Genomic DNA, 12,414 nt, shown 5'->3' on the forward strand with positions numbered 1-12,414 from the left:
ATAGTATCAGATCGAATTACTTCGGCTTTTTTGGTGCGGCCAATTCATGATTTTGGGTTGATCTGGAAAACGTAATTGGAGTCCTTAAACTGGGAATATCTTCTGGATTAATTTGCATTTTCCTGTGTTGAATTTGAGGGTTTTGCAATGCTTCTGCAACAGAATTTATTGGCCCCGCAGGAACAATAGCTTCCTCGAGTGCAGTCAATAATTCCGACTTTGTCCATTCGGCACATTTTGCTTGAAGCAGCTGTATTAACTCTTCCCGATTTTCTACTCTATCTGCATTGGTTTTAAATTTAGCATTCGCGGATTGCCCGGAAAGCCCCAGTACTTTGCATAGCGATTGAAACTGACGGTCATTGCCGGACGCAATTATGATGTGCCCGTCTGACACTGAAAATGTTTGATAGGGAACTATGTTTGGGTGTGCATTCCCCATCCTTGTTGGCGTTTCACCGGTGGCAAGATAGTTCATGGCTTGATTGGCCAAAACTCCGGTCATACAATCCAGAAGCGATATATCAACTTGCTGACCAAGCCCACTAACCACCCTTTCTGCTAGCGCAGCTTGAATTCCAATAACTCCATAAAGGCCAGAAAAAACATCTGCAAATGCCACACCAATTTTCTGAGGTGGACCATCCGGTTCACCTGTTAAGTCCATAATGCCTGACATGCCTTGAATGAGAAAATCATAACCCGCACGATGAGCATAAGGACCGTCTTGTCCAAAACCAGTCACAGAGCAGTAAATCAATTTGGGATTTATTTTATGTAATGCTTCAAAATCGAGACCAAATTTTTTAAGCCCACCGACTTTGAAATTCTCTATTAATACATCCGCATCTGCAATCATGTCATGCAACTTAGTAAGCTGATCAGCGTCGCTAAAATCTACTGCGATGCTGGTTTTACCTCGATTTGTACAATGGAAGTAGGCTGCAGAAGTATCCCCCTCACGCTCAATAAATGGTGGGCCCCATTTTCTGGTATCATCACCTTGCGGACTTTCAATTTTAATAACCTCAGCACCTAAGTCTGCCAAAGTCTGACCTATCCACGGACCAGCTAGAATTCTAGCTAATTCAATGACCTTCAAACCCGATAGAGGCGCACTCACAAAATTACTTCCGGCAATCTCTCCGCAGGAGGCGTATTACGACTACGATGACTGGTTACAACACCATCTATGATGGTCATACCAACTCCCGGCAAATTTCCAAGTTGCACAGATTCTAGCATGCTTTTCCCCGGCGCGTGTTGTGCTTGATCCATAAGAACGAAATCAGCGCTTTTGCCAACTTCTATCAAACCAACATCGAGATCACGTTGGCGAGATGTATTGCCATTAGCAAAGCAAAAAGCGATTTCCGCTGGAACATTTCCAAGCGAGGACAACATGGCAACCATTCGCAAAATACCAAGTGGTTGTACACCCGAACCCGCGGGACCATCTGTTCCAAGTATAACCTGATCGAGCTTATCTAATTCACGCGCAGTATTGAGTGTCAGCAGCGCTGCCCGCTCATTCCCGTTATGTACTATTTCCAAAGCTGCCTTACAACTTTCGCAAAGACAAATGATCTGATCATCAGGCAATGCCGAATGACCACCATTGATGTGACCGACCACGTCTGTGCCCGTTTCCAACACCATGTCGGCATCAATTAATCCAGAACCAGGAATAGAGGGGCCTCCGGTGTGAATGGTGCTTTGAATGCCGTATTTACGGGCCCATTGCACCATCTGCTGTGCTGTTTTTCCGTCCTTTACTGTGCCAAGACCAACTTCGCCCAGCAACTTAACACCTGCATCTGCCAATTCTTTAAAATCATGTTCTTCCATACCGTGTTCGATAACAGGTGCACCTGCATGGACCTTTACGCCAGAGGGACGGAAATTTTCATACCAACGTTGTGCTGCGATCGCCATAGCTTTAAGGCCTACAACATCCTTTGGGCGGCCGGGCATGTGCACTTCACCTGCAGAAATAAGTGTCGTTACGCCACCATGCAATGTTGAATCAATCCAATGCAATTGTTGCTGGCGAGGTGTGTAGTCCCCGATAACAGGATGGATGTGGCTATCAATCAAACCCGGTGCCAACGTAACGCCTTTGGCATCAACTGTCTGATTGGCGTCTTCGGTATCGATATCTTTTTCATTGCCCCAAGCGCTAATTTTTCCATCTATAGCGACAAGACAATCTCCGGCAAAAATTGGCTCCTCAATCTTACCAGATAGTATTTGCCCAATGTTCTTAATCACTAACTTGGTAGACATTTCGTTTCATCCCTCCACACGTCAATTGATTTCATTCGTACACAAATAATCACGCATGTTTACTTAATAGTCAATTCAATATTCTGACTTAGGAAGCAGGAGTTGACAATCGCAGAAGCGAATTGTATTCGTTCGTATACAAATGATATTTGCAGGCAAACTTTTTTGGCAAGGAATACAATTATGTCTTATGCAGTACAGACAAGTGATATTTCCAAGTTCCCTATCCCATCAGGCGTTTTTGTAGAAAAAGTGATCTCGGTTGAGCATTACACCGACGAATTATTCAAGTTCCGAATTACACGACCTGCGAGTTTTCGATTTAGATCTGGTGAGTTTGTCATGATTGGGTTGCCCAATGCTGAAAAACCAGTTTTCCGTGCCTATTCAATTGCATCGCCAAACTGGGATGAAGAACTGGAATTTTTCTCCATCAAAGTTCGGAATGGTCCCCTTACCGAACATTTGCAGAAGATTAAACCTGGTGATCAAGTCCTGATGCGCAAAAAGCCAACAGGCACGCTTGTTAATGATGCTTTACTACCAGGAAAACGTCTTTGGATGTTCTCGACGGGAACGGGCATTGCACCCTTTGCAAGCCTAATTCGTGATCCAGAAACTTATGAAAAATTCGAAGAGGTTATCCTAACCCATACCTGCCGAACTGTGGCAGAACTAAAATATGGGCAGGACTTGGTGGAGCAGATTAAACATGATCCACTTGTTGGTGAATTTGCAGGTGGTCTAAGGCATTATTGTTCTGTAACTCGAGAAGATTACGAGTTCCAAGGAAGAATTACCGATCTCATGGTATCTGGCAAATTATTTGATGACTTGGATGTGCCAATTATAACGCCCAAAGTTGACAGGGCCATGATCTGTGGATCTATGGATATGCTTAAAGATACTAAAGAAGCACTTGAAGGGTTTGGCCTAAATGAAGGGGCAAATAATCGCCCGGATACGTTCGTCGTTGAACGAGCATTTGTAGGATAGGATTTAAAAATGACGAATGAGTTATCACCACAAAGTAAACCGGATCTATCCAACTTTAATTGGGATGATGCATTTCTTCTTGAAAATCAACTTGATGTAAATGAACGCATGATCCGCGACAGCGCAAATGCATATGCTCAAGAAAAACTTGAGCCTCGTATTTCGAAAGCCTTTGAAGAAGAACATACCGATCCGTCTATTTTTGCAGAAATGGGCGAAATGGGATTACTGGGGATCACAATTCCAGAAGAATATGGTGGTCTGGGTGAGAGCTATGTCAGCTACGGGCTGGTTGCGCGTGAGATTGAGCGGGTCGATAGCGGCTATAGATCCATGATGTCAGTCCAGTCTAGTTTGGTTATGTATCCAATCTATGCTTATGGCACCGAAGAACAACGAAAAAAATATCTTCCTGTACTTTCGGCGGGCACCTCAATTGGTTGTTTTGGATTAACAGAACCAGATGCAGGTTCTGACCCGGGTGGTATGAAAACAACGGCAAAAAAAACAGACGGCGGATATGTTCTCAACGGCTCTAAAATGTGGATTTCAAATGCACCGATTGCCGATGTTTTTGTTGTTTGGGCTAAATCTGACGCCCATGGTGGCAAGATAAAAGGATTTATTCTGGAAAAGGGAATGAAAGGACTTTCCGCACCCAAGATTGATGGAAAATTATCATTACGTGCTTCAATCACTGGCGAAATTGTTATCGATAATGTCGAAGTCGGCGAAGATGCATTGCTTCCAAATGCATCTGGGCTAAAGGGGCCCTTCGGGTGCCTTAATAGAGCGCGATATGGCATCGCATGGGGTGTGATAGGTGCTGCAGAAGCATGCTGGTTTGGGGCACGTCAGTACGGATTAGACCGCAAACAATTTAGTAAACCGCTTGCGCAAACTCAACTTTTCCAACTCAAATTAGCAAACATGCAAACCGAAATCACATTGGGATTGCAAGCTGCTCTCAGAGTGGGACGGTTGATGGATGAGGGTAATGCAGCTCCTGAAATGATCTCACTTATTAAGCGAAACAATTGTGGCAAAGCTCTCGATATCGCGCGCAATGCAAGAGACATGCATGGCGGCAATGGCATCAGTATGGAATTCCCGATCATTCGCCATATGGTCAACCTAGAAACAGTTAACACTTATGAGGGAACACATGATGTGCACGCCCTTATCTTGGGCCGCGCGCAAACGGGCTTACAGGCCTTTGCTTAAGTGACAGTATTTGCAGAAGTACCATGGTATAAGAGACATTTTCTGTAGCTTTCACACTAAGATAAAGAAAAGTTTTGAATAAAGACTAACGTGAAATAGATGTAAGTTATCTATTCTTAATCATGCAGATATTTTGGCATCGGATGATCTATATTTTATAAGTGGTGGGAGTTACTTTCCAAATAATAGGAGATTGTCCTTACTAATAGTCATCCTATCTACAATCGGCTTATGTATCAGTACTATAATCGAGTTCCGAAATAGAAATTATCAAACAACAAAACCAAATGAGGCGATATTTCTACCGCCTCTTTTGCTGACTATACATCCTTGCCAGCCGTAAAATTAAACTCTGCTCCGGTTCGAATACCAGAAGGCCAGCGCGTTGTCATAGTTTTCAGGCGCGTATAAAATCTGACGCCTTCCATACCATGGATGTGATGATCGCCAAATAAAGACCGCTTCCAGCCACCAAAACTGTGATAAGCGACAGGAACTGGAATGGGCACATTGATGCCAACCATACCAATTTGAGCGCGGGACCAGAAATCACGCGCTGCGTCTCCATCTCGGGTAAAGATTGCAGTACCATTTCCATATTCATGGTCATTGACCATGTTTACAGCCTCATCATAGCTTTTGCCTCGAACAACAGACAGAACCGGACCAAAAATTTCTTCCTTGTAAATGGACATGTCTGTCGTCACATTATCAAACAGACACCCGCCGATGAAATAACCGTCTTCATATCCTTGAAGTTTTAGACCACGGCCATCAACAGCAAGCGTTGCCCCCTTCTCCAAACCTTGATCGATATAATCATGTATTTTATCAAAACTTTGTTTAGAAATCACCGGACCAAGCTCGGAGCTCGGATCTGTATATGGTGCGACTTTCAAGGACTGAATTCGTGGCGCAAGAGACTCAATCAGACGATCTGCTGTTTCTTCGCCGACCGGAACTGCTACAGATATGGCCATGCATCGTTCGCCAGCAGAACCATAGGCGGAACCAATTAAGGCGTCCGTCACCTGCTCCATATCAGCGTCCGGCATAATAATCATGTGATTTTTTGCACCGCAAAGAGCTTGAACGCGCTTACCAGCATCTGTACCACGTTTATAGATATATTCGCCAATAGCTGTCGAACCAACAAAGCTAACTGCATCTATTTTTGGATGATCCAACAATGCATCAACGGCCTCTTTGTCTCCATTTACAACATTGAATACACCTTCTGGCAATCCGGCTTCCGCCAAGAGTTCAGCAATACGCAAAACAACAGTCGGGTCTTTTTCAGACGGTTTAAGGACAAACGTATTCCCACAGGCAATTGCTACAGGATACATCCATAATGGCACCATGGCTGGAAAATTGAATGGCGTAATACCCGCAACAATTCCGACTGGTTGGCGTACTGAAAAACTATCAACTTGGCTGCCAACTTGCTCGGAATATTCACCTTTTAGAACTTGTGGAATGCTGGACGCGAACTCAACGACCTCAATACCACGTGCTATTTCACCCTCAGCATCTGGTAAAGTCTTGCCGTGCTCTGCGGATAACAATTCCGCCAACTCTTTGGTATGACGTTTCAGTAAATCTCGAAAGTTAAACATAACCGCCGCACGTTTGGCCGGTGGAGTGGCAGCCCACGCAGGAAGCGCTTGTGCTGCGACTTCAATTACCGTATCGACATCCGTTTTCGATGCGAGCGAAACCTTTCCCGTAACACTACCTGTGGCAGGGTTGATAATATCTGAGGTGCGACCAGCAGTACCTGGCCAATGTTCGTTAGATAAGAAATGACCTATAGAATTCATGCTGAATATCTTTCATGTGCTTGTGTTAATGTGAAGTTAGTTCTGTCGATAGTTTTATTGAGCAGTTGCGCGCAATCGTTCTGATCGGCGCCTTAGAAACTCCAACGTAATGAGCAGTGTTACTGAGATCAAAATAAGCAAAGTTGCGACCGCAAGGATTGTCGGATTGATCTGTTCTCGCAAACCAGAAAACATCTGACGAGGTATTGTTCTTTGCCCCGGGCCTGCCAGGAAAAGCACCAGCACAACCTCATCAAATGAGGTAACGAAAGCAAACAATCCACCAGATATAACCCCCGGTCGAATAAGCGGGATTACGATATCGCGAAAAGACTTAAACGGTGATGCGCCCATGCTAATGCCGGCATTATAAAGAGACCGATCAAAACCAGAGAGCGTTGCTGTTACCGTTATGATAACAAACGGTATCCCAAGCGCGGCATGGGCTATGATCAAGCCTACGTAACTCCCGACGAGATTAAAACGTGTATAGAAAAAGAACATACCTGCGGCCACTATTATTAGCGGTACGATCATTGGTGATAACAATAATGCCATGAAGAAGCGCTTGAACGGCATGACAGGTGAGGAAAGACCAACTGCTGCAATCGTGCCCAACACAGTGGCTATTAGTGCAGCAAAAATTCCGACAATAAAGCTGTTTTTGATAGACAAAATCCACTTGGGATCATCAAAAATATTCGTATACCACCGCACCGAATATGCCGCCGGATCAAAGGACAACATACCTTCGGTAAAAGAGAAATATGGCTCAGCATTAAATGACAAAGGAATGATTATCAAAATTGGAACCATCAAGAACAAAAGCACCAGATAGGCAGAAAGCTTTAATCCATAATGACCTATATAATGCCAAAAATTGTAATATGGTGGAAATTTATTCATTTTCTTTATCCCAACTTAATGTTTCCGGCCCCGACAAAACGGTCATAAAGCCAGTATAGGAAAAGGATGATAGCCAGTAGGAGCGAACCAAGTGCTGCCGCGAGTTCCCAATTGTTTGATTGTTGCATATGGAAAGCGATGATGTTTGAAATCATCTGCCCGTCCGTACCGCCGACAAGAGCAGGCGTGATGTAATAACCAACGGAAATAATAAACACCAAAAGTGAACCAGCGGATAGGCCGGGTAAAGTCATGGGCAGATAAATTCGCAAAAATGCCGGTATAGGCTTGGCACCCATTGAGAGCGCTGCTCGAAGAAAGCTCGGATCAATACCTTTCATAACACTATAAAGCGGAAGGATCATGAAAGGTAACAAAATATGGGTCATCGCCAATATGGTCGAAAACTCTTTGTACAATAACTCAAGCGGCTCGGAAGTTATGCCCATTGCCAAGAGTGTCGAATTAACCACCCCATTTGTCTGCAAAAGCGCAATCCATGAAGTTGTACGAACCAATAGAGAGGTCCAAAAAGGCAGGAGGACAAACACCATTAGAAAATTCGCTGTGGACGGTCTAATCGTTGCCAGAAAATAAGATAACGGATAGCCGAGCAGCACACAAAGAACTGTGATGATGAGCGCTATGCGCAAGGTCTTTGTATAAAGTTGTATATATATTTGCGGTCCATCGCGGCCTTGAATCTCACCCTCAGAACTACGCTCTAAATCGAGCGCCGTTAAAAAATATGAGTCGGTATAAACTTGACCAGCAGAACGAAAGGCACGCCACGTTACAGGCTCGCCCCATCGCTTGTCTTTCTCGATGAGTAACTTATAGCCATTTGTTCGAAGTTCTTCTTCTTCTACATTTCGGACAAGCCTGGCTGATGATTTGATAACACTACCGAACCCGGGGAATAGACGATTGATTTCTTCCGCAATTTTTCCAGATTTTCTCTCAGCAGCCAACCGTTTTAGATCAACTGAAAATTGATTAAGAATTTCATTTTCAGGTTGCGCAATACCGTCCCAACTTTCCAACATGGATAATGTATCTGGTATAAGTTCGGCAACAACAGGATGGTGCACACCTCTAAAAAGCATGGTTGCTATGGGGGCTACAAATGTAAATGCTAAAAAAGCCAAAAGCGGAGCAACAAATAAGAATGCCGATATTTTTCGACTTCTCAATTCTTGACGGGCGGACCGCGCATCACTTTCTGAAAGTGTATTATTCATCATCGTCTCACATCCAAGGCTGATCTTGCAAAACTAATCTTGAGGCTCCTCGCGCTGCAAAAAGCGCGAGGAACATCTTAAAGTGTGAACTATTTCAAAAGCCACTCATTGAATTTTTCACCTAGAGACTCGCCGTAATCACTCCAGAAAATCCCATCGGCTTTGATGCCTTTTTCAATGTGAGACGTCGGCAAATCAGGAACAACTGCCGGATCAATGAACGGTGCAGAAGACAAACGTGTCGCACCATATGCTACATCAGCCATGCCTGAAAGCTGTTTTGACTGGGTGGCAGATGCAACGTAGTTAAATGCCAATTCCTTCTTCTTTGTGCCTTTTACAACAGCCCAAACATCCAAATCATAAACATGGTTATCCCAGACCATCTCGAATGGTTTGCTGTCTTCTTTAATCGCAGAGAAAATACGACCGTTTGCAGATTGAACCATAACAGCGCCACCATCGTTCAATAACTGTGGAGCTTGTGACCATGAATCAAACCATACAATGTCATCTTTGATTGTTTCCAGCTTGGCAAAGGCTCGTGCTTGTCCCTCATCTGTTGCAAGTACAGAATATACATCTGCTGCCGGAACACCATCTGCGATAAGCGCCCATTCCAAGTTAACTTGCGGACGTTTACGGAACGCGCGTTTGCCGGGGAATTTTTTCGTATCAAACAGGTCAGCAATAGTTGTTGGTTTGCTTCCACCAATGGACTCATTGTTATAAGCATAAACGATCGTCCATACGATAACGCCAACACCACATTCATTGGCCAAGGCTGCTGGAATGAAGTCATCTTCTGCAGCCACACCATCTGCACCAGCTGGCAAAATGTCACGCGGAATAACTTCAAGTAGTCCTTCAGAACAAGCCCGTTCCAAATCGATCACTTCAATATCCACAACGTCCCATTGAACATTGTTTGCCTCTACCTGTGCTTTGATTTCTGCAATCCCGCCGGAATAATCTTCAAACAGCACATTTGTGCCTGTTTCTTTCATAAAGGGATCAACCATGTGTTTTTGCTGCGCTGCGCCATATGCGCCACCAAAGGACACGACAGTCAGATCTTCAGCTTGAGCTGAAAATGACGCTGCGGCCAGCATAACGCTTGACCCCACCAGTAGTTTTATAAGCTTTTTCATCGTTTTCTCCTGATTGTTTTAGTTAGTTTTGAGAGATCCCACGCTCTCTAGTCGTCCACTGCTCGCCTAAACTGGGTAGGCGAAACAGTCCTTCTCCTGCCAAACAAGCGTACCTTCCTGCCCTTCATCGAAGTCAGGAGCAGCAAGATCGTTTAGAACTTTAATGTTAATCTCAGTTCCGTCAGGCAATTTGAATTGGTATCGAATAAAGTCACCAACATAGTAACGGCTCTCAAAAACCGCTGTCAGCTCATTGTCATATGCATGTTCTGTCGGTTGAATGAAGAGTTTTTCCGGTCTAATGGAAACAATACAATTGTCATTTTCGCCAATACCATCAGCCGCTTGTGCTTTTATGCTTCCACCATCACTTGGCTTTACATCAGCTATGCCATTTTCAATGCGACCAACTTTACCAGGGATGAAATTATTCTCGCCTATAAAATCTGCCACAAATGCATTGCTGGGCCGTTCATACAGGACCGCTGGTGCATCACATTGCTGTACAACTCCATCATTAAACACTGCGATACGGTCTGACATCGACAATGCTTCTGTTTGGTCATGTGTAACGTAAACTACTGTAAATCCGAGTTTTTTGTGTAATCTCGTGATCTCATATTGCATTTGCTCACGCAGTTTTTTATCCAATGCACCTAGTGGTTCATCCATTAGAATCATTGTCGGTTCAAAAATCAAAGCCCGAGATAGTGCAACACGTTGTTTTTGGCCACCAGATAGCTGACCGGGATACCGACCTCCAAACTCTTCCATTTCGATGAGTTTAAGATATTTCGTAACACGTTCTTTTATTTGTTCTTTTGGCATTTTCCTCACTGACAGAGGATAGCCAAGATTCTCGCTAATTGTCATATGCGGAAAGAGGGCATAGTTTTGAAAAACAACACCAATGTTTCGCTTGTAGGGAGCTGTTTTTGTAATAGAGGTGCCTAGTATCGAAATGTCACCACTCGTAACACCTTCAAACCCGGCAAGCATCATCAAAACCGTACTTTTCCCAGAGCCAGAAGGCCCTAGCAAGGTTAGAAATTCACCTTCTTTAACATCCAACGTAAAATCTTTAACAACTAGATTTTTTTGGTCATAACTCTTTTTAACATTTTCGAATTTAAGAAACGCTTCACGGTTTTCTCCACCCATATGCGATAGTCCTCCCAGACATTTTCATAAGATGATATGCCGTAAATTTACATAGATATAGAAACAGATGAATTAATGTGATGGGTACAGATTAAATTGAATTCAAAACACTTCGCAAGATAGCAAGACCACCTTCAATTTTCGTAACAGGGACGCTGGAAACTCCTAACCGGAAGTAATTTTCACCTTCTCTTCGGTCGCAAAAACAGTTTGCAATCGCCTCAATAACAAGCCCTTCATCCAGGGAACGTTTTACAATTTGCGTCGAAATACCTCGCTTTTGCGGATCTTCTAAAACGAATGTTGTTCCACCGAAGGCACCAGTAATTTCAAAATCCGAGAACTCTTTATGCAATATAGATTGAGTGAGATTCCAACGACGCTCAAATACATTATGTAGAGATGATAAAAGTGCATCATAATGACCAAACCTCAGAAAGAGGGCCGCAGTATTTTGCAAAATCATAGGTGGATTTCTAATCATTAAACCACGCGAAGCACGCGCTTCGTCGATGATTTTTTCATTGGCAATCATAAAACCGATACGCAACCCCGGTGCCAAACCTTTTGAAAGGCTTGTTATATAAATTACACGTCCGGACTGATCTTCCCGTTGAAGGGCCAATGGTGAGGCGTTTCTATAGTCGACATCACTTTCATAATCATCTTCTATGATCAGGAAATTTTCCTGATTTGCCATTTTGAGCAAAGCTTGGCGGCGCTCAGATGACATTGAAGCTGTTGTTGGAAATTGTCTGTTTGCAGTTATGCAAACCAAATCAACGCCCTTCAATCTATCATCCACAATCATGCCATCTTGATCAACAGGTATGGGTCGCACGTCATCATACATGCCGTTCAATATTTCACGAGTTTCAGGATAGCAAGGGTCCTCAATGGCAACCACTTTCCCTTTACCGCGCAATATTGACGCCGCAATATATAGAGCCTGCTGAGCCCCCATCGTTATCAAAATCTCTTGTGGACGCGCGTATATTCCACGCCTTGGCAATATTCTACTCTTTATCTGTTCCAAAAGTTCTTCACTGTCCTGGTAAAAATTATCACCGGACCATACGCTTAGATCTCTTTTGTTCATTGCAAGCCGTGTACATTCGCGCCATTCGGCTAAAGGGAACCGATTTACATCAATTTGCCCACACACAAATGGATAAGGAAAATCACGCCAATTGGCAGGCCTGGGGATGTAGGAATATTTTACAGAATTATCACCACCATTGATATGCTCATCAAGATTAACCTGCGAATAGGTTGTTTTTGGTTGTTCGGCAGGCGTGATCCGAAGATCTTTTCGCACAAAATACCCGGACCTTTGCTTACTCTCAATAAGATTGCCTTCCAGTAACCGATTGTAACTTCCCAGAACCGTATTGAGAGAAACAGATAATTCACGAGCCAGATGCCTGCATGATGGGAGCTTTACGCCAGGCTCTAGAATGCCATCCAAAATATGGCGCGAAATTTCAAAATGAATTTGATCTCTCAATCCAGTTTTTGAAGATCTGTCTATATCAATTCTTAAACTCATCCAGCGCGTCCCACACATGTCTCGCTTCAACATACGACACAAAAACAACCCAGCGTCATCAGAAAAAATTGAAAAAC

The 12,414-nt window shown here is 43.7% G+C and carries 10 protein-coding genes; 2 read left to right on the plus strand and 8 right to left on the minus strand.

Translation table 11 applies throughout. From position 1 onward, the window contains the following. Positions 1 to 16 precede the first annotated feature (16 nt). Both G3W54_RS05395 and G3W54_RS05400 read right to left on the minus strand, forming a co-directional pair. The gene (locus tag G3W54_RS05395) at positions 17 to 1,123 is read right to left on the minus strand and encodes a CaiB/BaiF CoA-transferase family protein (RefSeq protein WP_162652087.1); all 1,107 of its coding nucleotides are present in this window, start codon (positions 1,121 to 1,123) and stop codon (positions 17 to 19) included. Then, positions 1,120 to 2,286, minus strand: coding sequence for an amidohydrolase family protein (locus tag G3W54_RS05400; protein WP_162652088.1), 1,167 nt, complete (start codon positions 2,284 to 2,286; stop codon positions 1,120 to 1,122). Before G3W54_RS05400 ends, G3W54_RS05395 begins: the two co-directional genes overlap by 4 nt. Before the next feature lie 183 nt (positions 2,287 to 2,469). Between G3W54_RS05400 and G3W54_RS05405 the strand changes: the two genes are divergently transcribed. Then, on the plus strand, positions 2,470 to 3,282 hold the full coding sequence (locus G3W54_RS05405; protein WP_162652089.1) for a ferredoxin--NADP reductase: 813 nt from the start codon (positions 2,470 to 2,472) through the stop codon (positions 3,280 to 3,282). Between the two features lie 9 nt (positions 3,283 to 3,291). Further along, positions 3,292 to 4,506 carry an acyl-CoA dehydrogenase gene (locus tag G3W54_RS05410; protein WP_162652090.1) on the plus strand — a complete coding sequence of 405 codons (1,215 nt, stop codon included), beginning with the start codon at positions 3,292 to 3,294 and terminating at the stop codon, positions 4,504 to 4,506. Between the two features lie 320 nt (positions 4,507 to 4,826). Here G3W54_RS05410 and G3W54_RS05415 read toward each other — a convergent pair whose 3' ends face one another. The 6 genes from G3W54_RS05415 to G3W54_RS05440 form a co-directional block, all read right to left on the minus strand. Next, entirely contained in the window at positions 4,827 to 6,329 is a 1,503-nt protein-coding gene (locus G3W54_RS05415; protein WP_162652091.1) for a CoA-acylating methylmalonate-semialdehyde dehydrogenase, read from the minus strand. 54 nt (positions 6,330 to 6,383) lie between these two features. Then, on the minus strand, positions 6,384 to 7,235 hold the full coding sequence (locus tag G3W54_RS05420) for an ABC transporter permease (protein ID WP_162652092.1): 852 nt from the start codon (positions 7,233 to 7,235) through the stop codon (positions 6,384 to 6,386). Between the two features lie 5 nt (positions 7,236 to 7,240). Then, positions 7,241 to 8,479, minus strand: coding sequence for an ABC transporter permease (locus G3W54_RS05425; protein ID WP_162652093.1), 1,239 nt, complete (start codon positions 8,477 to 8,479; stop codon positions 7,241 to 7,243). 86 nt (positions 8,480 to 8,565) lie between these two features. Continuing rightward, the gene (locus tag G3W54_RS05430; protein ID WP_162652094.1) at positions 8,566 to 9,627 is read right to left on the minus strand and encodes an ABC transporter substrate-binding protein; all 1,062 of its coding nucleotides are present in this window, start codon (positions 9,625 to 9,627) and stop codon (positions 8,566 to 8,568) included. A gap of 66 nt (positions 9,628 to 9,693) precedes the next feature. Then, on the minus strand, positions 9,694 to 10,788 hold the full coding sequence (locus tag G3W54_RS05435; RefSeq protein ID WP_162652095.1) for an ABC transporter ATP-binding protein: 1,095 nt from the start codon (positions 10,786 to 10,788) through the stop codon (positions 9,694 to 9,696). 91 nt (positions 10,789 to 10,879) lie between these two features. Then, positions 10,880 to 12,337, minus strand: a complete 1,458-nt coding sequence (locus G3W54_RS05440) for a PLP-dependent aminotransferase family protein (RefSeq protein WP_162652096.1) — start codon at positions 12,335 to 12,337, stop codon at positions 10,880 to 10,882. Between the last annotated feature and the right edge of the window lie 77 nt (positions 12,338 to 12,414).

Source organism: Lentilitoribacter sp. Alg239-R112, from assembly GCF_900537175.1.
Lineage (GTDB): Bacteria > Pseudomonadota > Alphaproteobacteria > Rhizobiales > Rhizobiaceae > Lentilitoribacter.